This is a genomic window from Citrobacter sp. MNAZ 1397 (genome assembly GCF_023613995.1).
Taxonomy (GTDB): domain Bacteria; phylum Pseudomonadota; class Gammaproteobacteria; order Enterobacterales; family Enterobacteriaceae; genus Phytobacter; species Phytobacter ursingii.
Genome location: NZ_JAKIVH010000001.1, coordinates 1,354,003 through 1,375,259, shown reverse-complemented (window position 1 = coordinate 1,375,259; position 21,257 = coordinate 1,354,003). Strand labels below are relative to the sequence as shown.

The 21,257-nt window shown below is 55.5% G+C and carries 15 protein-coding genes; all 15 read right to left on the bottom strand.

The window, feature by feature from the left end; all coding sequences use genetic code 11:
- Window positions 1–28: 28 nt before the first annotated feature.
- The 15 genes from L2097_RS06360 to L2097_RS06290 all read right to left on the bottom strand — a co-directional run bounded on the left by L2097_RS06360 (window position 29) and on the right by L2097_RS06290 (window position 20,432).
- Window positions 29–1,252, bottom strand: a complete 1,224-nt coding sequence (locus L2097_RS06360; protein WP_250352391.1) for a hypothetical protein — start codon at window positions 1,250–1,252, stop codon at window positions 29–31.
- A gap of 19 nt (window positions 1,253–1,271) precedes the next feature.
- Window positions 1,272–3,014: a hypothetical protein gene (locus L2097_RS06355; RefSeq protein WP_250352390.1), complete on the bottom strand. Its 1,743-nt coding sequence runs from the start codon at window positions 3,012–3,014 to the stop codon at window positions 1,272–1,274.
- A gap of 62 nt (window positions 3,015–3,076) precedes the next feature.
- A complete protein-coding gene (locus L2097_RS06350; RefSeq protein WP_250352389.1) occupies window positions 3,077–6,379 on the bottom strand; it encodes a contractile injection system tape measure protein in 3,303 nt (1,100 codons plus the stop codon).
- Window positions 6,366–9,218, bottom strand: coding sequence for a baseplate wedge protein (locus L2097_RS06345; RefSeq protein WP_250352388.1), 2,853 nt, complete (start codon window positions 9,216–9,218; stop codon window positions 6,366–6,368). The genes L2097_RS06350 and L2097_RS06345 overlap by 14 nt, the downstream gene beginning before the upstream one ends.
- Entirely contained in the window at window positions 9,218–12,901 is a 3,684-nt protein-coding gene (locus L2097_RS06340; protein WP_250352387.1) for a baseplate J/gp47 family protein, read from the bottom strand. The genes L2097_RS06345 and L2097_RS06340 overlap by 1 nt, the downstream gene beginning before the upstream one ends.
- Window positions 12,885–13,319 carry a GPW/gp25 family protein gene (locus L2097_RS06335; RefSeq protein WP_250352386.1) on the bottom strand — a complete coding sequence of 145 codons (435 nt, stop codon included), beginning with the start codon at window positions 13,317–13,319 and terminating at the stop codon, window positions 12,885–12,887. The genes L2097_RS06340 and L2097_RS06335 overlap by 17 nt, the downstream gene beginning before the upstream one ends.
- Window positions 13,320–13,322: 3 nt before the next feature.
- The gene (locus L2097_RS06330) at window positions 13,323–13,622 is read right to left on the bottom strand and encodes a PAAR domain-containing protein (RefSeq protein ID WP_250352385.1); all 300 of its coding nucleotides are present in this window, start codon (window positions 13,620–13,622) and stop codon (window positions 13,323–13,325) included.
- A gap of 11 nt (window positions 13,623–13,633) precedes the next feature.
- On the bottom strand, window positions 13,634–15,421 hold the full coding sequence (gene vgrG / locus L2097_RS06325) for a type VI secretion system tip protein VgrG (protein WP_250352384.1): 1,788 nt from the start codon (window positions 15,419–15,421) through the stop codon (window positions 13,634–13,636).
- Window positions 15,418–16,128 (bottom strand): CIS tube protein, encoded by a 711-nt coding sequence (locus tag L2097_RS06320; RefSeq protein ID WP_250352383.1) that lies wholly within the window; start codon window positions 16,126–16,128, stop codon window positions 15,418–15,420. Before L2097_RS06320 ends, vgrG begins: the two co-directional genes overlap by 4 nt.
- 25 nt (window positions 16,129–16,153) lie before the next feature.
- Complete coding sequence (locus tag L2097_RS06315; protein WP_250352382.1) at window positions 16,154–16,324, bottom strand: DUF5908 family protein; 171 nt, start codon at window positions 16,322–16,324, stop codon at window positions 16,154–16,156.
- Between the two features lie 17 nt (window positions 16,325–16,341).
- Window positions 16,342–16,800, bottom strand: coding sequence for a phage tail protein (locus tag L2097_RS06310; protein WP_250352381.1), 459 nt, complete (start codon window positions 16,798–16,800; stop codon window positions 16,342–16,344).
- Window positions 16,790–17,254: a phage tail protein gene (locus L2097_RS06305; protein WP_250352380.1), complete on the bottom strand. Its 465-nt coding sequence runs from the start codon at window positions 17,252–17,254 to the stop codon at window positions 16,790–16,792. Before L2097_RS06305 ends, L2097_RS06310 begins: the two co-directional genes overlap by 11 nt.
- Window positions 17,255–17,325: 71 nt before the next feature.
- Window positions 17,326–18,909, bottom strand: a complete 1,584-nt coding sequence (locus tag L2097_RS06300; protein WP_250352379.1) for a phage tail sheath family protein — start codon at window positions 18,907–18,909, stop codon at window positions 17,326–17,328.
- A gap of 132 nt (window positions 18,910–19,041) precedes the next feature.
- Window positions 19,042–19,851 (bottom strand): hypothetical protein, encoded by an 810-nt coding sequence (locus tag L2097_RS06295; RefSeq protein WP_250352378.1) that lies wholly within the window; start codon window positions 19,849–19,851, stop codon window positions 19,042–19,044.
- A complete protein-coding gene (locus tag L2097_RS06290; protein WP_250352377.1) occupies window positions 19,851–20,432 on the bottom strand; it encodes a Pvc16 family protein in 582 nt (193 codons plus the stop codon). The genes L2097_RS06295 and L2097_RS06290 overlap by 1 nt, the downstream gene beginning before the upstream one ends.
- Window positions 20,433–21,257: the final 825 nt, after the last annotated feature.

Below are 21,257 nucleotides of genomic sequence, written 5' to 3'. Positions count from 1 at the left end.
GCAGATAAACGCGGCCCCTGCCGAATCGTTACGCGGCAAAGGCGGCCGCTTTTGCCGCCCCCAGCCCGGCATTTAACGAATTGAGCGACGCCGTGGCGCGGGCCAGCTCGGCTTTTGCAGACTCCAGTTGAGTGTTTGCCATGTTGCTGGCCGCTAAAGCCGACTGATAGTGTTCAACAGCACGCTGGTAACCGCGTTGGATCAGGGTATAGAGCGCGTTGTCCTGCTGACTGCGGATAACCTGGTTGAGTTGGGCGATATAGAAGTCTGCCTGACGGGTAAGATTGTTGAGCGTTTCGCTGGAGTCGCGATATTCCTGACGTGCGCTATCCATCGCCAGTCGGGCCTGGATAGCCTCCTGTTGCAGGCTCTGTACCTGTTCAGACAGCGCCTCGCTTCTGCTCTGCGCCGAAGCGCTCTCCCCCTCAGCGGAAGTGACGGCGTCACTGGATGCGCTATCCGCAGGCAGTGCGCTGGCCGTCGTCGCAAGAGCGACAGGCCTGTTGAGTTGCCCCAGTTGTACTTCATATTGCCGGGTCTTCTCATTTTGCTGGGACATCAGGTTTTGGTTTTCCCGCTGTGCTTTACCCAACGCTTTGAGCACCTTCTCAACGCTTTTAATGACAGCATTAACCCGTTTCTGCGCGGTACTCTCCGGAATATCAAGAGAGGTTCCCGTCAACAAGGTCAGCCACTGTTGCGCCTGTCTGGCTTCCAGCGCCGACACGCTACCGGCTTCATCCACGGAGGCCGCGCTGGCATAGCTGCTTTGTAGCGCAGTCAGGGTTAACGCGACGGCGTTGTTGGCATCACTCGTGGCCTGGTTTAATACCGCGACCAGCGCATCGGGAATCACATTGTTCGCCGCCTTCTGACGATTAACAAAACCCGAAAGTTTCTCTACCACGTCTGCGGAAAAGATCAGCTGTTCGATCAGCTCTGCCATGTGATTGCTCGTCTCTCTGACGTTTTTCAGGCTTTTGTCCGTCTGCTGGCTGACCAGAATGGAGTAACGTTGCAGCGTCTCGACGTTAGCCACCAGGGTTTTAGCCTGATTAAGGTTCGCCAGCGCCACATCTTTTTTACTGTCGGCATCGCTCAACAGTGCGGCGAAATTGGCCTGTTTCGCTGTCAGAGATGTCACCACGGTAGTCAACTGATTCACCCGAAATTGCGCTTTGTTTACCTGGCTTGTCAGCGCGTCAATCTCGGCATTCTTCTGTTCGGCAATGCCATTTCTCATGCTTTTCATCCTCTGCGCTCCTTACGGGTTAACCTTCGGTGGGGTGTTCGTTGTCATTGCTACTGGCACTGGAGACGGGTGCGGCGGCTTTCGCGACAACCGGCACATCATCACGACTACCTGCCAGCGGAATCAGCGTTTCCGCTTTCCCCCCGAACGACAAGGTACTGCTCCAGGCACTGGCGTTTGTGTTGATGGCTGAAGGAACCGCCAGCACCACCGGCAGGTATTCGATACCGGCAACCAGTAACGCGCCAAAATTGTCGGTCATGTCATCCGGGATAACCGCTTTCATGCTGCGCTCGAGTCCCCCTGCTACCCGTTGTGTACTGCTGCAATGTGCAATGCGGTAATTCGCGCTCGGCACCTGTTCGGCAATCGCTTTGTTGAAGTAAAAACCGATCGCCGCATCGCTACTTTGCGCATCGGTGTCCTCACTGGTCATAAAGCCTCCGGTTAACGGCTGCCCCGAGTGCAATAACATGACGCGGAACTCCTGTTGGGTGATGTCTTCGCTCAGCGGCGGCAGTGTGAACAGAATCGATTTCTTGTCCGGGCTAAAGGCAATGCCTTTCGCCTGACCAAGTGGCGCCTGCAGGGTGACGGGTAACGAGACGCAGGAGAGGATGTTATTGAATGAGTTAATATATTTCTGATAAGGCAGGCTAAGCACAACATACACGCCCGCCACATAACTGACGCCTGTGGCCAAAAAGTCACCGTCGATATCCGTGACCGTCGCTTCTGATGCGGGTACTGGCAGCACCACCTGCCAGTTATCCTCTGTGGTTACTGCGTGGAAATATTTCGTTGGTTCGGTACTAAACAGCGCTTCTATCTGCTCCAGTTTCACGCTCGCGGCATTTTCCGCTTTCGCGATAAATACATAATGTTCAGGGTTGGCTGCAGGAACAGTGATGTCGCTTCCCAGGTGAATTCCCGCGCCTTCCGGCCAGGTGGTAAAAGGCTGCTGATACGGTTCCAGACGCACGGCAAGACCGTCAAACGTGTCGGTGACACTGGCGATAAGATTAAAGTTGAGCGCCCGATTGCAGTCATTCACGGCGCTGTTGATCGCGTTCATTTCGCGCTCGGTATCCTCCAGCACGCCTTCGGCCAGTTTCTCAGCATTGCTGGCCGTTGCGAGCGTAGTTTGCCCGGCGACAACCTGCTGAGAGAGAGCGGTAAACTGGGTATTAGCCGCCCCCTGCACCGTTTTCAGCGCCGCACGGGCCAGCGCGGATTGATTAACCAGATCGGTGGCAATCACTTCCGAACTGGCGGCGGCAGCATCCATGGCCAGCCGGGTGATGTACTCCGCATGATTGGCGGTGGTGCGGATAAAACTATTGGCCTCGAGCGTCTTTCTGTAGATATCCGTGCCGTAACAGGCAGCCGCGGCAATGTTCAACGCACTGCCCAGCTCCGCCGCCAGCGTGGAAATCGCCTTTGCGGCAGCCTGAATACCTGCCGCCGTGGCGGCGCTATTGGTCACAGTGGTCGCGGTCGCCTGTTGCACCAGCTTTGCCGATGCGTCCAGATTGGTCGCCAGGTTATCGCACTCCACCCCTTGTTCGCTTATCAAACGACTAGCCAGCAGTTGTTGTTTCACCTCCGTCAGGCTCTCATAGGCATTGAGTTGCGCGCCCTGTGCATAGTACAAACTGTATTGCGCGCTGCAATTCTCCGATTGCAGTTGTTGCTGCTGCGTGTACAGGCCCGCAAGGGTATTTCCTGCGGCGCTCTGTACGTTTTCCCGGTACGAGTTCATCGTTTCACCTTCCCCTTCGTTCGTTGATTAACGTTCCACGGCATACCCCGTCACAGCACCGTTCAAATCGGCCAGGTGACATAAATCGGTTTGCCCATCCACGGCAATCGCACAATGGTGTATGACAACGACGAACGACGGATGAGTATGTCGTAAGAGCGTCGCTCTACCACCAGATCCCAGTGCTCACTTTTTTCTGTCAGGGTGCCGCCCCTGAGCAGCCAGTTACCCTGAAATCCCGCCACTGAGGTTTTGCCAATGGCGGGCCAGTACTGCGCCACCGCCTGAATCAGACTGTGGATAATCTCGGCCTCGTCACTGTCGATCCCGATGCCGCTTTCAAGAGGCTGTGACAGCGGCAGCCCACACAGGACTTTGTTCAGTATCAGATGGTGTTCTTCGCTGCGGGATTGCCCGCAAATCAGATATTGCAGGTAGTGTGTAGCCGCCCGTTGCGTGCCGGCGCTAACAAACTGGTCGTCATGAATGAGTTTCAGCCGCTCAAAAAGCGGTTTGATGTAGCTTTGCAGCAGCACAATGCCCGCGTTATTGATAACCATCGGTCCTGTGCCTGATGCCTGTTGGGGGGATAACGTGGTCGGTACGCGGAGCGAATCAGCGGTGGTCATGGCATGCTCTTCTGCTACTGGCCGCATAGCCCTGCCAGCAAGCGTAAGGTGGTATCTCAGGCTGTGGCTGGCGGGCAGACCGGGCGCGCTCAGCGCGTCGCACAACTGTTCCACGGAACAATCCCCGTGGCGTAATAAGCGCCAGCAGAGCTGATTGATAAGCCAGGAGACGTCTCTCTCCCCACTGCGGGTAAACCAGCCTTCCAGCAAACAAGCCAGCAACAATTCCTCACGAACGGCCATGCTGATAAACGGCAACGTCAGCGCGGGAAGGAGCAGGTATAGTTCTCGCAGTCTACTGGCGCTGACGGGCGCGCTTTGATCGGCATGCGTAAACAGTGCGATCAACTGCGCCAGCGAGAGGTGCTTTATCAGCCGGTAGCGCACCGCAGGCTGGTCAAAGTGTGGCGCAACAATCCGCCGAAATGCGCTCAGGTCGCGCCCTATTACGCCATGAAGCCACTCGCCGACAGACAGTGACGCCGTCATTGCCTGCATGGGCAGCACGCCGGATAACAGCCACTGGACCAAATCATGGTGGCCTTCGTTAATCCCGCCATGGTGTTGCTCCGCCAACACAGGTTCGGGAGACGGCGCAGCAAACATGTTATCCCGCTGGCGATGCGGCAGATTGAACGGTAATGCGGCAGGCGCGCGCTCGTCCATGAGCTTACGCAGCGCGCCCGGCGGCACCAGCGGATAGAGCGCAGCATCCAGTTTTCCCTCCTCCCGGTCGGCCTGTGCGTTGCGCTGCCAGCGGCGGATCATCTCAGGTATTGTGGTTGCCGTCTGGCGGGCGAGGATCGTCCACACCTGCGCTAACCACTGTCTGACTGTCAGGGTGGCGCCCGCATGCCCGAACAGTGCCTGAAGCAGCGCGATAATCAGAATACTCTCTGCCACCGTTGCCCCGGATTGCGTCAGCCGACCCTCACGGTTCCAGCGGCGCAGCGTAACCAGCAGCGCCAGTGCCGGGGCGCTTAAGTCTGGTGAAAGCCGTCGCATTAGCCGATGCAACGTTGAGAGCGTGATCTCACCCTGCACCATCAAAATAGTCAGCAGGCGACGGGCCAGCGCCTGTTCATCACCCGTACCGGTGCGCGACTGGCGAATCACCGCCAGCAGCACACCGGGCGGTGAAGGCATCAGCAGCAATGTGCGCAGTGCAATCAACTCTGAGCGGAGCGTCGCATCCGGGGGGATGTGACCGTTCATCGTGAAACGCCCGTGGCGCAAATAATCACGCAGCGGTAGCCAGCGATGACTGGCGGCATGGTGTCGCTTGCGCTGTTGCTGGACCAGTTCGTGTAAAATGACCAACAGCTCAAAATGACCAGGATGCGGTTGAGGTGCGGCGGCCTGCATCAACATCGTTAACAACAGGACATACTCAATGCCACTGCGGGCGCTGATAGCCATCAGCGTTTCCTGCACAAACTGACGACGGCTGAAATGACTGCCTGAATTGACCAGTAGCCACGCCAGTAATACCTCCCAGACCAGCCGCCGTGGATGATGTTGCTGGCGTAACAGTGTCTGAGTACGCGTAATGTGCGTCATGATAAAGCGGTGGTCGCGCGGCTCCAGCACGGCCACCAGTTGTGCCAGTTGTAACGTGCTCAAACGCTGTAACATATAATCGCGCACCTGCGACGTGCGGCCCTCTTCACGCAGGATACCGGCTGTTCGCGCCCGGTCTTTAGCGGCAAGTTGCGCCAATAGCTCCGCCAGATGGACCACATCGCCATTGTGCCGCCAGTTGTCGGCGCGATGATGCAACAGGCGCTGGAACTGAAACCACAGGTTATCGTCGTGTGGTTGCGTCATCGCGGAGACAGGCAGGTGAGTCTCCTCATGTTGCAAATCGGTCAGTACCTGCAAAAAGACCGGGGCGACGCGCCCGCTTATCTGCAAGTGTTCAACCGCCTGGGCCAGGCCAGCCACAAGCTGATGGAAATCCAGTTGATAGTGCTGCGCCATTTGCCAGAGCGTGGCGCGGACAAACTGGCGGGTATTGAACAACGTTCCGCGCTCAACCAGCAGAGGGGTAAGGATCCAGTACCATAGTTGCCCGCTGAACCCACTGTCCTGGCGCTGAACAATACGCTGTTGTTGCTGGCAGGCGACGACCCTGTCGGCATAGTGGCAGATAAACCCCGCATGCCACGGCTCAAGTCGCCTGATAGTCTGCCGGATATGTTTGTCGCTCCACTGCCAGGCCATACGCCGACGCGCAACATCCCCCTGTCCCACCTCGCGGATCAGCCGGGTGAAGGGTTGCGCATCGCCTTGTAACACGTGTTCCACCAGTGGCTGTAACGAGAGCCGCTCGCTGCGCCACCAGGGCGACGTCCCCTGGAGTAAAAACCAGCGCAACGCGTCCAGATCGTTCATCTCGCCCGCCACCGCATGGCCCGACGCCGCCGATGTCTTGAGAAAACGCACCTCCTGGCGGTGAAACGCCCGACTGAGCGCCTCCTCCAGCGCGGATTCAAACCGCTGCGCTAACGTCTCGTCCAGGGAGGTGAGATCAATGGTCCCTAAATCCAGTTCAAGCGATTCAATACGCCAGCGTTCAGTGGCAGGACAATGTCTGGCGAAAAAGCGCGCCAGAATAGCGGGCATGATCTGCTGGCTCCACTGGCTGATTGCGTTTTGCAATGCGACGGCGCAGGACGGCTGGTCAAAGCGCGTCTGCCACTCACAGCGCGCGATCATATGCTCAGGCGTCATCATCTGACCTCCCGCTCTCCCCGGTTCGCAGGGCATTGAGAAGTCCCGAGGTTGCCTCACGCAACAAGGCCTGCGGTGAGGGCGTCGCATCCGGCAACCGCAGGTTGTACCATTGACACCATGCGTTGATAAGCGACGCCATTTGTCCAACATTGCGCTGCTGGATGTGCAGAGTGATATGCCCCGGCCAGTGCAACTGCCGCAGCATATCCAGACTCTGCAAAAAGGCGGGATTGCCGGTCAGCGTCACATAATCTGGCAGCGCCAGCGTGGCCGATAGCCCGCCCATCTGCGTCGTGTCATCCGGCACCATGGCGCGAGGATCTGTTTGCAATAAACCCTGTTCTACCAGCACCATGCCCTGGCGAACGCCCCCCAGCCAGGCCAGTTGATCAACATACTGCTGCAAACCACTGACCGTAAGCGACGGTGTATCTGGCAGTTGCAGCACGCACTGGCTGCCGATGAATACTGCTAAACCGACGGCGTTTTTTTGCATCGACACGTCACCGGTGATCGGATCATCTCGCTCCGGTTGCCGGAACGGTGTTGTGCAGCCTGCTGACAGCCACTCAATAAACTGCGGCTGTTGTAATAAGCGCGCCAGCGTGGCGGCCAGCAGGCGCAAATGCGCAGGCAGGCCTGACAAAATGGCACATTTCAGTTCAAAGGTGCTGAAATCGGCAAACGCCTGCCCCGGCAGACGGCTCTGGTGTTCCAGCCTGGCCAGATCCCATTGCCCGTCACGTCGACACACCTCATCTTCATTGAGCACTCGTTCGATAATGCGAATATTGCCGTCTTCACGCAAAATCACCTCTTTCAGGCGCAAACGCCACTGGAGAATAGCCTGCAGAGTCAGATGGGCGTCGTTATGGTCTCTGTCCGGCAGGAAGGTTCTGGCGCACGCGGCGGTGATAGCTTTCGGGCTGTCGAAGCTTTTCAGATATAAAGCATCGATTAACGGCACTACTGATGGCGGACAGGCCATTTTCCACTGCCGATACGCCGCCTGCGAAAGACAATAGCGCCCCGGCGGCGTAACGGGCGTGGCACACCCGCGATCGCCCGCCTGCGCCCGACGAGACGAGAGCGCCTGTAAATTCAGCAGCCAGGTGCTTTTCACCCTGATTCGGGTTTTCAGCATACCGCCAGACCACTGCAGAGCATCGATAATGGCATTGTAGACATCAGCGGGTTCACCGTGGCGCGCCAAAAGGTGGCTGAGCATCTCATCACGGCGCTGCTCCGCGCTTTCTATACTCTCCATTGCCTGAACCAGTCCATAGTGATACGCATTAAAGGGATCACGCTGAAAACGTTGCCAGGCCAGTTGCGATCGCAGGCGGGCATCGGCGGGGTCATCCGGTGCGATATACTGAAAGCGCTCGCCGCCCAGTAGCAGCGCCTGGACATCGGGCACGTTATACAACGGCTGGCAAAACAGGGTCCGAATAGCGGGCTGATCGGGGATCCCACGCAGCGGATCGGGCCGGGTCAATAAGGTTCCCACATCCTCCGGCCCGGTGACGGGCGCTCGGGTGAAGCCAAATGAGAAGAGATTGCCAAGATTGGCCAGCTGCGCGAGCTGGTTAGCCATCACCTGATCGAAAAGCATCAGATATCCTTTTAACTGCCGCGCCTGTGCGACCCGGTAGTCCGGCGTATCGGCCTGCAAGGAGTTCGGCCCGATGGCATAAATGTTGGGAAACGTGTTCTGTACCGAGTAATACGCCGGGATATTGCGATAACGCCCGGTCGGCAACGCAGGCGCAATGTCAATTTTCGCATCAATGCTGCTACTCTGGTGGCGGGCTTGCAGTTGTGCCAGCGAATTCAGCGCCGCATGCTGCGCCGCCACCCCCGCAGTGGAGGTATCCGTTTGTGTGGATGACGGCGTAAAGCGCAGTCGCGCGATACCGTCTTCCTGCAGCAGGATGCTATCGGACTCACTATGTTGCGCATCGCTAAACCGGCACCCCGCCACGCCCTCCACGCCTTCAACGCCGCTAATACAGACAACGATGTCCATCAGGTGGATGACGCGGCGTTTTTGCGCCGCCAGGGTCCCACTGACAATCCAGCCGTTGTGCATTTCCGGCCCGTTGAAAATCGCAGAAGCATCCAGCCCCCGGGCACGCAACTCCGCATAGCCGCAGCGCCGGGCAAATGGCGCCACATAGTCCGCCAGCGCCTGATTGATTTGCGCATACACCTGCTGAGCATTGGCATCCGGCGCCATAAACAGCGTGGCCGTGATGTTAATGACCTGTGCTTTCAGCAGCGTGGGAGGCAGGAAGCCTTCTCCAATATTACGCTGGCCGTTAAGCAGTCTGTCAATCCGCGCCAGCAGGCGACCTACGGCATCCTCTTGCGCCGGGAGAGAGGTGTCGGCGACATCTACCGACACCTGATACCAGCCGGTCGGCGTTTGCCCGCGTAGCAGCGGCAGCAGATAAATATTATCGACCTCCGGCACGTTATCCAGCACCAGCCGCTGGTAGTCCTCAGGGGTAACGGGGCCGCTGGTCAGAATTTCTTCAGCGGCAAAGAATTGTTGCGCCCAGGCGATACGCTGATCGGGGCCGGTAAGCACATCTTCAATCGGGAAACTGTTCACATAACCCAGTTCGGTCAGGGCATAGCAAAGCTGCTCAAGAATAGTGACGCCCGGGTCGCTGTCGTTGTAATTACTCCAGGACTCGCCCGCCATCGCTTTGAGGTAGCGAATACCTTCCTGTTTGAGAAAAGTGATGTTTTGCTCCGCAGGCAGCGGGCCGGACTGAATACTGTTTTGCATCACCTGCTGTGCCAGCGGGACAGCCGGAGTCATTTCGCTCATCACCAGGCCTCCGATAACGTATTCTGCGGCATCGATAACGTTGCGCTGGCGGCTGACTCAGGTCCGTCACTACTGGCGCGGATAAACGTCAGTTGATGCGTGAAGGCCGACACCACTACCCGGCGGGCATCGGAGGGTACCAGCAGACCGTCTGTGGCATGGCTTTTTTCGCCGTTGTCGGCGCCTGATTTGCACAGTTGCAAGCGCTGTACGGCGGCCACCCCGTCAAAGCTGGCTAAAAAGCTCAACACTGCGGAATGGCTGACGCCAAGCGAGACGGAATATTGCGCCTGCGCCGCCTCTATCCATGGGGAAAGAAATAGCGTTATTCCCTGAGTCAGGGATTGCATCAGATCGTTGGCATTGACCCAGGCGCCGATAACCAAAGTGGCTATCACCTGTACCGGTTCGTATTGCAAGTTGCAGACCGTCACCTGCGCCATTGCCGATAAGCGCCGGGCGAGATATTGCTGGATAAGTTGCAAACCATCCGAAGAGACCGCCGGACGGAGCGCGCCGATAGCGCCAGCATTGTCATAACGTGGGATCACGCCGACACAAACATCACCAGGCCGTATCGCGGGTAATATCCGGGTATAAAACGCGCCGGGAAAGACCTCGCGCGTCAGAGTCAGGCTATCCCACTGGCTGCTCAGACGATCTTTGGTCCTGAGACGCTGGCTCACCCGCTGGCGAAACATGACAGGGTCTTCTGCCGGGCTGCCGCCGATGGAGTCAAACGGCTGAATAACCCCGGCAATTGCGGGTTGGGTGATAAGTGGCGCGACAATACTGCCCGCCAGCAATTTTGGCTGCTCGCCAGGTGACAACGTCACGTTAAGCTGTCGTTGCACCCGCACTGCCTGCGTATTGCAGTACACCACCTGCACCCGTTGCGCGACATTTTGCGTCATCATTAGCCAGCCGCACGGTTGTCCGGGTGTCACGTCTGCCGTCAGCACCGGAGAGTCCAGCGCCATATCCTGCGGCAGGTCAAGCACCATAATGCCGGAACGGCGAAGTCCGCCCGTCTCATCACTCACCACGCTGAGCGCCTGCCAGCCGTTCACGCTCCAGTAAAAGAGCTGAATTTCTGCCGTCGCCCCCTCCGGGTCGACCGCCTGCATCAGTTCAATAAATAAGCTCAGACGACACGGCGTCGCTACCTGGACAAGAGAGATAAACAGTGAACCCGCAGCCTGATTAACGCCCTGGAAAAGCGCCAGCCCAGGGGCGTCAGTCGCACCAGGCTGTAATGCCACTGTCGCCAGCGAGATTTGCGCGGCCTCTTCACCTGCGACCTTGTGAAAATAACAGTATTCCGTCAACGCCCCCTGATGAATGAGCGTGAAGGCCGTGGTTGTCGCCAGTGGCCGGGTGAAATCGAGACATTGACTCGCCTGATAATTCACCAGCGCCCGATTGGCTTTCGGCACCCAGGGCAGGTTCGGCATCGGCGTAGTATCGCTTTTACCAAACAGCGACATCAGCGCTTTGGCATTCTCAAGGCTGATATCCGCCACCAGTTGCGGATAAAGGTTAAAACCAAACCCCGGCCCAGGCGCAATCAGCGTCATACGCATTCCTGGCCCGGTCAATGCACTCTCCGCGTTCCAGGTGAGCGCCGTCGGGAAGTGGAATGTCCAGGTACTGGAGGCGGCATTGAGGCAGGTTTTGCCCGTCTCCCGTTGGGCAAACAATCCGCCAGGTAACTGCGGATCGGTCGCAGAAAAGGTGTGTGGCGTGCTGTGCAGGCGCTGCCAGATCCGCTGCCACCATGAACGGCGGGCGGCTGATGTGGGCGGTGGCGGTACCCTGTCAGAAGGGGGCACAATCGTTAATGTCGCGGGTAATATCTGCCAGCCCATGGCGCTGTTTGCCTGCCAGGTCACGCGAAAGGCGCTGTTGCTCCAGGTTTTTGCCTCTTCATCGTCTTCATCCGCCCAGTGATTCCAGGTGGCGTAATACCCGGCAAAATCGGGCGGCTGGTTGTCCCAGAACAGTTGCAGACTCAGCCCGCTGAGAGGTTTGCCGAAGACCTCCGGCGCGTTGAGATAACAGTGATGCCCCACCTCCGGAATGGGGCCAAAAACGGGCATAACTTTGTCAGCCACCATCGGTCCATTGTCATTACTGAGGCTCAATGCCTCGCTCTGTGTCACGTTGACCGAAATGGTCAGGCTCAGCAGACGCGGTGGCTGACGTAAATCCACTTTTGCGGGCAGGGTCACCCGACACCAGGGCGCGGCGGCATCAAAAGGCCCGACGGGGGCGGCGGTAAAGACCGATACGGGGGCAAAGCCGCTGTCCAGGGTCAGCGTGAGCACCAGTTGTTGCGCGTTATCGCCCCGTTGCCAGGTGCCATAGGGTGTTGCATCCTGCCACTGTTGCGCGCCGCTTAAGGCAATAACCGCGTGCTGCCAGAGGTTGGGGTCGACCGTCTGCGCGAAGGTAAAGGTCAACGTCACCTCGCGCGTCCCGCTGGTCAGCCAGAGCATGGGGCTGGCAAAGGCAAACCCATGGGGTTGTGTCTGTGGCGCACTGTTACCAAACCAATCGCTGGCCAGAACCGTATTATCAGCATCCCGACGGATCGGGTTTGGTGCCGCCAGCGTATTCACATACTGCTGCCAGTCGCCATTGGCATCCTCCGCGTAGCGACAACTGATTGTCAGACCGGGCCTGGCGGTGTTGATTTCCATCGCCTGCTGAGTTGCAAAGATAATCGGCTGCTTCTGGCGGTCCTGGCCTGCCATAAACGCGGTACCCACAGGCAGCGTCACGGGAGATATCCCCTCAACCGGCATCAGGCAGATCACCGTATGATCAGGCAGCGCCGGGCGCTGTTGCTGGTGTAAAAGCCGCTGATAATAAAAGTCGAGATGACGACGACTAAACGTGTTCAGACCCGTGCGGGAAAATTCCAGTAGCCGATTAAACGCGATGATCAGCGCCGTATCGGGATAATCGTTCTGCTCTTCGCGTAATGCAGCAAAGGCGCGGTTTGCGTGGTTAATCACCTGAACAAAGAACGAAAAGACCTGCTGATAGAGCCTTTCCAGTGTACTCAGGACCTCTTGCGGCGAGCGTGGTCGGGAGAACTGCGCGCCGCGAAATTGCCACGCATCGCCAAACACACTGAGATCAAGGGTGGGTAATGCGCACTCTGGCCACGCCTGAGCCAGCCAAATCTGCAGATCTACCCGTCGCCACAGGCACGGTGAGAGGGTCACGCTGACCTCTTCACTCACAAATTTCTGCAACGGAAAAGTGACCGTACTCTGCGGTAAATAGTGATGCCAGGTATTGATCTGTCCGAACATGTTGTCCAGCAGCATAAACAGGTGCGCAACCGCCTGTTTATCTCCATCATTCGGGCTGGCGTTCGCAGGTAACGACTGAAACGGTTTTAGCCGTTCCTGCAACTGGTTAAAACGAAAATGCAGTGCCTGATACGCCGTTTTACCGATCACCGCCAGCAGAATCGCCGGATCTTTTAATACCAGCGCGCGCCAGTTTCCTGCCGCCTGGTTGTGCTCATCGTAAAATACGATAAGGTCCGCAATAGCGGCGACAAACGCCAGACGATCGCGCATATCACGGCCATCGATGGCAATGCCATCGGGATCCAGCCGTCGGTTGATGTCGCCCGCAAGGGCATCGATGTCAACGTTGATGCGCACCCTGCTGCTCCACGGTAAGGTTCGTCCCTTCAAGCAGAGAGAACGGGAAGACATGGTTATGCCGCGAGTTGGTTTGCCTAATCAGGTAACCGATATGGATAACCACCATGGCGGGTTCCGGTGTAAAAGAGACGTCAATCGATTCAACGGTGATTCGCGGTTCGTCATTAAGCAACGTCAGGCGTACGGATTGGGTGATTTCGTCCTTGAGGGTCGCGTCCGGCTGGCGGAACAAAAAGCTGCGTAATTCGCTGCCGAAATAGGGCAACAGGCAGCGTTCGCCACGTGCGGTGCGCAGTATTAAATCGATGGACTGATTGATATTATCCTGCGCGCTGTTCATCGACACTTGCCGAATTGCCCCGGAAAATGCAGGGGGAAATTGCCAGCCGCGACCAAGAAAATCATGCTCACTCATCTCCTAGCCTCCGATAATGACCGTGAATTCGCCAAGCACAATCGATCCCCCGTGCGCAGTCTGATCCCCTACTCTGGCCGCCGGTAAACCCCCGATGAAAACCGTTGCAGATCCCTTGATGATGGTGTCCGGCGGACCGACGCAAACCAGCATGTCGCCCAGACGGGCAGCGGGCAGCTTGCCAATGAGCACCGTCGGACACCCCACCTGAATGATGGGACCGCCGACATGGGGAATCGGTGGTAGCCCTGGCGTCACCATCGGGCACTGATGAAAATCGGTCAGTCTTGCGGCAGGCGGCATGGTTCCTCCTCTTAATTGATCATCACGATTGCACCCTTGAGGGTCAGTTCCGCCCCGCCCTGTACCTGTGCACTGGCATTTCCCTTCGCACTTAGCGCAATGTCGGCGTTGGCATTCACATTCATGCCGGAAATAGCGACATCGCCGGAAGACGCCTGAATACTGACGCCCATATTTCCGCTGATATTGACCTTCTGGTCGGCATGAATGGTGATCGATGCGGGGCTTTTGAGTTCAATACCGGACGACGACATTGTGATGGCATTGTTGTTTTGGTCGGTGATGCTGATTTGCTGCTTTTTGTCGTCCAGCACGATGACATTGTTGGCTTTGGTGGTGATCGTCATGATGCTGTCCTTATCATCAAAGACGATGCGCATTTCACTGTGCGTGACGATAGCCTTTTTGCTGTTGTCCGCATCCGGTTTCAGATCATTGAATGGGGCTCGTTTGCCGCTATAAACGCTGCCAAGGATCACCGGGAAACAGGGATCCAGGTTGAGAAAACCGACGATCACTTCATCGCCCACTTCCGGCAGGAAAAAGGCCCCCACGCCGCTGCTGGAATAAAAGTTTGCCATCCTCGCCCAGACACCGTGCCCTTCGGTATCAAAGAGCGGCAGCGTCACCAGAATTCGGTAGGCATTGTCCGGGTCCTGATCAATTTTCTTCACCGTGGCGTTAAATAACCCCTCAACGCCGGGAAGTACCCCAGCCGCTGCGGGGGCCATGACGTCATGTTGCTGAACGAACCACAGGGAAGAGAGACCCAGCGAGGCTTTGGTAAACCAGTTTCCCTCGGCGAATTCATGCTCGACGCCCGAGACAAAATAGTCGCCATCAAAACGATCGCCAACGCCGGCCACCGTCAGCCAGACGCCCGGAATGACCGCCGCGTTGCCCGCGACACGCACCTCACCGGTAATTTTCGCCAGTTCGCTTTTCTGCATTTGCGCCTTCGACCACTCGGTCAGCGCGCCGTTATTAAGCGTGGCGGTAGACTGGAGCGTAAAGGTGGGTAACCCCACCACCGCCGAGAGTTTTTTGCTGCTGATATTACCCGGCCCGCTGAGCGTGTTATTGGCCGTGGCGGAGATGCATTGCTGTGTGGCGTAATCCCAGGCGCGGGCTTTCACCTCGCCCAGTTGCGTGACGGCGTCCATATCCGCACTGAACTGGTAGAGATTATCGCCGTAGGTCACCGTCAGGACCGACGTCGTGTTTTGGGTTGGCGAAAACACGGAGACTTTGCCGTTCAGTGTGCTAACCACCAGGCCATTGATATCGGCACGACTGAGCATAAAATCCCAGTCGCTGCAGTAATACTGCACCAGTTCCGCCAGCGTCAGCGACGTGCGGGCAACATCGCTACTTAACCCGGACTGACTGATCAGGGCGCTTATCACATCGCTGTCGGTTTTGTTCGGGTAGACCGCGCTGCGGCGGCCAACGCTCATTTTGATGGCTTTATCGCAGCACTCTATCGACAAAATGGGGCCAATATTGCCTTCCACCTGCACAGACTGACGCGTAACAATGCCGGAAAAGACGCTTTTATTTTCTGTGTCGTACCCCAGCGAGATAGCGATTTCCGCGCCGGGAACGAAGGTTGACGAGGCGCTGACAGTAAAGTTTTCTGCGTCGGCGGAGCCATCAAGTATCTCCAGCGTGGCGCGGCTAATACGGTTAATCCGCTGGTCAACCTGGATACGCAAAATCTGATAATCGCCGGGAATCGCACTGCCATTGGCCGTGATCGTATAGCTTGCAAGGCCGCCAGACGGAGGGTTGCCGCTCATGCGTTGCCTCCCTGTATTAACGGAGGAACTTGCAACGTCGTGCCTGAGTCCAATTGGCGAAATTTATCGAGTTGGTTAAAGGCCGCCAGTTGAACATAGAACGACGGATCCCGATAAATTGCCTGGCTAATCTGCGGCAGGCTGTCACCATCCACGACGGTGATGCGATGGGTCAAATCCGGTGACTTGCGATCCTCTTCTTTCGCCGCCGTTGTCGGGTCAAGGTAAGAGGTAAATTGCAACGCCACTTTGGCGCGCAGCGCGGTGCCATCAGGGCGAAAAAAAGTATAAGTGGTATCAAAGACCTGTAGCACGCCCTTAAACGAGAGGCCCTGTCCCCAGTAGAGGATCACATAGTTAGGGCGGTGAATATTGCCGTTATAGTCATACACCGTCTTCTTGAGCAGGTTTATCTCCTGAGTCAGATCGGTACGGGTGCTGTCAACCACGCCGGTACAGTCAATCACCAGGTCAAAACTCAGTTGTTCCCCCGGGGTCGCCCGATATTTGGACGACAGTTTACCGCTGCCCGGAGCCTGTTCTTCGTTGTAACTGACGCTGCGATTAATGCGAATTTGCTCAGGATTGAGGATGACGAAATATTCGCCGCCGCTGACCTTGTTGGTGAATTTTTCATCACTGTAGGCCACCATCCGCATTTTCTTTATTCCACCCATTGGCCCTTCCTGAATCAGTAACGTTTCCATGGGATGTGCCGGAAGACCGTACGACTTAACGCTCCAGCGGATTTTTTCTGTCGTTCTTTTTAAGCTGGCGCAGACAAGACTGAATCACCTGCTGCTTAAGTGCCTGTAGTTGCAGTGGATCTAACTGCATCTGCGTGGGTTCGGGTTGACTCTGAATCGCGGTTTTGATGACCAGTTCACGTATCTCAACGGGCATAGCGGCTTCTCCCGGCATTAGTAAGTGTCAAAATTGGGCATGTCAAAGTACTGATAGGCAAACTCCAGCGTTTCGATGAAAATTTCACTCTCCTGTGACCGTAAGTTGCTGGCGGACCACTTCACTGGCCATGCGGCGATAAAATTCCAGTCCATGCTGATGTGACCATTCTCATCAAGTAACCAGACCTTGATATCGCGGGTTTTGATAGGGGCAGAGAGCCCATTATCCAGCGTATCTTTCACCCAGCCGATAAGCGCAGACTCTGCCTTAACCACTCCGCGCCGCAGCACGAGGTTCTGAAACGATGTCTGAGCGGGAAGACGGTACTTAAACCGGTTTTCCCCTCCACACACCACCTCTTCGATACCCAGTTCCTTACTCAGACCGCTCACTTCCTGGAAGGCGGCATCGCTGCCGCCCATCCCGGTGATCGAGACGCTGAAATAAAAACTGGTTTGCAGGTTATGATCCATTGGTCACGACGAGCTGTTCGTGAGCGATTTCCAGCGTATCCACGGCCACCTCATTGGCATCGGATTTCAAATCTGTGCCCGTGATTTTGGTTGGCCACGCATTATTCAGTTGCCACTGCATGGTGACCGCGCCATTCTCGTCGAGCAGCTTGATGAGTACCGTTCTGCGTTTTACGGTGTTCATCTTGATTTCATCCATCCACTTCCAGAAATTGTTGTCGTTGACGAACACGCCACGCTTCATCGTGATGTTGCCGTACTTCGCGATCCCCGGCATTTTGATGGTCGAGAACAGCGTACTGTTACTGTGCCGGTACTCGATCACCTGCACCTCTTTATCCATCCCCGAGACTTCCTGAAACGCTACCCCTTTAAGTTCCGAGCCCAGATCAACCTCGAACCGGAACTTGGGCATAGGCCATGTTGTGCCTTCTTTGCTGCCGTCATCTGCCATGAGCATGCTCCTTAACAGTCGCTAATCAGTAAATTGACTCATTGATGTGTGAACAGGCCTTACCGCTTCACTTAGCCTGATTTCGCCATTTCCTGCTCAAAGGTGATGACGAGGAATTCAGCCGGACGCACGATGGCAACTTTCACGGTGACATTAAGGAAACCGTTCAGGATATCGTCGCCCGTCATGGTGGAGCCAAGGCCGCAAAAAACCTGAAACGCATCGTTTGCCGTGGCCCCCTGTAAACCGCCCTCTTTCCAGATATCGGTCAGGAAGCTGGAGATTTCGCTACGCACCGCGGCCCAGGTATTAGCCGTATTGGGTTCGAAAACATATGCACGTGCCGCCAGCTTCACGGATTGTTCGAGGAAGGTCATGGTGCGGCGCACGGAGATGTAACGCCAGTCCTGGCTATTGCCATCGAGGGTTCTCGCCCCCCAAATCAGAATGCCCTGCCCGTTGAAAAAGCGGATGGCATTGATGGACTTACCGGATACCGCATCAATATTGAGATCCGCCTGTTGGGCATCGGTTAAGCGGATGGGTAATCGCGCCGCTCCGACAATGCTGGTATTGGCGGGAGCATTCCAGACGCCGTTCAGGTTGTCATTGACGGTATACACGCCGGCCATCGCGCCGCTCGGCGGCAAAAGGTTGGAGCAGGTCAGCACGTTATTGATGATTTGCGAGTAGGTTTTTGATGCGTTGAGCAGCGCAGCATTGAGCTGCGAGTTGCTCATCGGGTTGGTTTGCGGCGGCGTTTCAATCATTCCGAGGATCTTCGTCACCACCGGGTCCTGCGCCGACGGCGGGTTAATCACCGCTCCCAGTTGTTTAATATCTCCGCCAAACAGGTTAGTGAAATTGATATCACTGCCCTGCATGATGGTTGTACCGATAAAGGGATAATAAGCGACGCCGTAATTCAGTCCATTTGAGCCGGTACTGTTGCGAAACGCCTCAATGTCATTGGTGTACATGATCGGATCAGGCGTGTCGCCGCCGATAATATCGAACAGGCAGACCGCGGTCTGAAGCGCTGAAGCCTGCAGCAACATGCTCTGCATCAGGGTGCCATTATCTGCCGGGGAAAGCAGCGTGGCTTCCGGACAGATGTACATGGTGGGCTCCTGCTCGTTTTCCAGCAGCGCCAGACCGGCTTGCAGATCGGCGAGTTTCACGTTCGGATTAACGATTTGCGCCCCCACATCGCCGGGTTTGCCGCTCGATTCCCCATAGCTGCCCACCGAGACAATATACGCATCGCCGCCGCCGTTGAGATAGAACAGGCGAATGCTGTTATAGAGGTAATAGATGGTGTTCGGGTCCGGCACTATCGAATAATACGTACCGTTCAGTAACAGATACTCCCCTTTTTCCGGCTGCGTTTTTTGCGCCACCAGATAGTATTCAGGATTGTACTGCGATGCAGGATCCGCGGGCGGCTGCGGATTCGCATTCATGTAGATGGCCTGAAATTCAGCAAAAGAGGTGATCTTCTGCGCCTTGTTGTAGTAGGACTTGCCCTGATACTGCGCGTTGGGTGTATAGCCGATAAAGGCCGGAACCGCGGTGGCGACAGGGACCACTGAGTTCGGAAAGGCATTCAACTCGTTGATATACACACCCGGAGTTTTGATATTGGATGCTAGCATGTCATGGTTTTCCTTTGGTTCACTGAGTGAAAATCCTGTACTGCATGTCGTTAACCTGAAAAGGCATTAGCCCAAAAACATCAGAATCCGACTCCTGTTGGCCTGCGGGTGATGCGTGTTGCGCCCCTTTCATCAGACATACACATACATAACCGACACGGGCTGCTGATCCGCGCAATACGCGGTGAATAAACGATCTGCCACAGGCGTTGGCAGCACAGACATCACCGTCTGCTGTCGGGTACGCCCGCTTTGCGTCTGGGTTTGCGGGATATCCATTAACGCAAAACGTTGTGGCGGCACCTGTTGCAGGGTAATCGCTGAGGTGCTGCGGGTTACCCAGCCCGTTTGTCCGTCGCCATCCCCACTGTGCAGGCTGGCGGGGTTGAACGCGATCAGCCCTGATGTGTCCACGATTTGCGGGTTTTGCAACCGTCGCTGTCCGCGCGGAATCAGGCGATATTCCCAGACGGTAGCGCGTGCCTGGAGCGTCACAGTAAAAGCCTGTCGGGAGAGCAAATCCGCCGGATAGAGACAAATTTCACCCGTCGCGACGGCGGGCGCGCTCTGCGCTTGCGCAGGCCCCATGATCATCTCGCCCGGAATCTGCCCGTCGGATGCGGTAATACGCTCACTACTGAACCCGAGCACCCCTTTCCATTCGCCGGGTAGTGCCGTGACCGCCAGTAACCCGGTACCAGGCTGCGCCAGCCAGAAACGAAATGGAGTACACACTTCCTGGGAAACGCAGTACTGCAAAAATACTGTTCTGCCCGTCGGGGCATAGCCATAGATGCGCCATACATTGCCTGATGCCACCAGGTTCAGCCCCAGACGTCGCATGGCTTCATGGGTGTTTTGATCGGGCAATAGTGTGGCTTCACGCCAGATACGGCCCGGAAAAAACTGATGCTGCAAGGTAATTTCCGCAATCACAAACATCAGCGTCCGGCCTGCGCCTGGCTGCCAATCTGCCTGAGCACCGGCAATTCCCCGCTAATCTGGTTTGCCTGAATCGCGATATGGCGAATTTTGTAAATGATCGATGGCTGATACCGCGCGCCCAAGGCGCTCCAGAGGTTGTGTGTGTTTTCGTAAGGTGAGTTCTCGATTTCAAACTGCAACTGCTCAATGCCATCCGGGAGATCAGGAAAATTCTGCCGTTTGATGATGGGGGTCGCCTGAAAAAAAGCGATGACCGCAGAGAGAAAGCGCAACGATTCGCTATAGTCATCAAAGCTGGCGGTAAGCAAGACATCCAGATTAAATCTCACCGTCGGCATCATCTGCCTGACGATATTATTTTTTGTATCTGGCGTGGTCCTCGCACCATAAAATGGCTTGCTGGTTTCATGTTCCAGATTGATAAGCGTGAGTACTAATTTATTTTGATTCTTTAAAGGTAGGCTGCCGTTCGAATCGACCAGATTATTTAAAACAACCATATTCCCGGCAATATCAAACTGGTTGCGTAATTGCTGATCAAGAATGTCTTTAATATAACTCAGTGCATCATCAAGCATGTAATGTCCTTAATGAGGAAATTGCCAGTCGCCACACAGCGAACCGCCAACCTGACACACTTTAATGTTTGTCTGCAAACATTAATTATTTTGGGCAACATCAAGCCCATAAAAATAAAGACAGCAGCATTCGGCGCCTTTAATTTTTAAAGACAAGACTGATCCTCTGCATAAAACAGACAGAAGGCGCTACTTTATCGCTAACCGTGATGTGCTGTATGTATATTCGATGGGCAAAACCTCCCACGCAATAAGAAATGCGCTCTTATCGTTTCTATTTATAGTGAAAATTTAAAACAAGTGGCATATCGGCATGGTTCACATGCAACGATGTTTTTTCAGTATAAGCGGGAAATCAGAAAATTCTATAAAATTATTAAAAAAACACCCTGATTTTAAAATTAGATAATTTTCATGGAGATAGCGTTTATGTCAGCCTCTACCACTTCACGCGCCGGGCATCACGACAGCAACAGAAATACAGGCATAGTGCGCCATGCAGGGCAGAAAATATGCCAAAAACGTCGACATGAAAAGCGACCGTCAAATTTACAAAAAAATTGCATAAAGAATTTTAGATAAGTGGCCCTCGCCCACTATTTCTTTTTTGCTTACGAAATGTTTAGTCGTAGTAAAACCATTATGAAACTATAAGATTAATAATCTTGCCGGAGGTTGTCTTTTCATTACATGTCAGACCAGACATTTCTCTGATACGGTGGAAATACTCAGAATAACAGTTAAGGATATATTCAACTTTCAGAGATGGGAGCGAAGATAACATCAACGAAGGGTATGAGCGCTAATCACATACAGAGAGAATGT

Excerpts from the sequence above, each read along its gene's own strand:
- L2097_RS06305 (WP_250352380.1), bottom strand. The coding sequence starts at position 17,254 with ATGGCAGATGACGGCAGCAAAGAAGGCACAACATGGCCTATGCCCAAG.
- L2097_RS06295 (WP_250352378.1), bottom strand. The coding sequence starts at position 19,851 with ATGTTTGTGATTGCGGAAATTACCTTGCAGCATCAGTTTTTTCCGGGC.
- L2097_RS06315 (WP_250352382.1), bottom strand. The coding sequence starts at position 16,324 with ATGCCCGTTGAGATACGTGAACTGGTCATCAAAACCGCGATTCAGAGT.
- L2097_RS06290 (WP_250352377.1), bottom strand. The coding sequence starts at position 20,432 with ATGCTTGATGATGCACTGAGTTATATTAAAGACATTCTTGATCAGCAA.
- L2097_RS06355 (WP_250352390.1), bottom strand. The coding sequence starts at position 3,014 with ATGAACTCGTACCGGGAAAACGTACAGAGCGCCGCAGGAAATACCCTT.
- L2097_RS06310 (WP_250352381.1), bottom strand. The coding sequence starts at position 16,800 with ATGGATCATAACCTGCAAACCAGTTTTTATTTCAGCGTCTCGATCACC.
- L2097_RS06350 (WP_250352389.1), bottom strand. The coding sequence starts at position 6,379 with ATGATGACGCCTGAGCATATGATCGCGCGCTGTGAGTGGCAGACGCGC.
- L2097_RS06360 (WP_250352391.1), bottom strand. The coding sequence starts at position 1,252 with ATGAAAAGCATGAGAAATGGCATTGCCGAACAGAAGAATGCCGAGATT.
- L2097_RS06320 (WP_250352383.1), bottom strand. The coding sequence starts at position 16,128 with ATGGAAACGTTACTGATTCAGGAAGGGCCAATGGGTGGAATAAAGAAA.
- vgrG (WP_250352384.1), bottom strand. The coding sequence starts at position 15,421 with ATGAGCGGCAACCCTCCGTCTGGCGGCCTTGCAAGCTATACGATCACG.
- L2097_RS06345 (WP_250352388.1), bottom strand. The coding sequence starts at position 9,218 with ATGAGCGAAATGACTCCGGCTGTCCCGCTGGCACAGCAGGTGATGCAA.
- L2097_RS06330 (WP_250352385.1), bottom strand. The coding sequence starts at position 13,622 with ATGCCGCCTGCCGCAAGACTGACCGATTTTCATCAGTGCCCGATGGTG.
- L2097_RS06300 (WP_250352379.1), bottom strand. The coding sequence starts at position 18,909 with ATGCTAGCATCCAATATCAAAACTCCGGGTGTGTATATCAACGAGTTG.
- L2097_RS06335 (WP_250352386.1), bottom strand. The coding sequence starts at position 13,319 with ATGAGTGAGCATGATTTTCTTGGTCGCGGCTGGCAATTTCCCCCTGCA.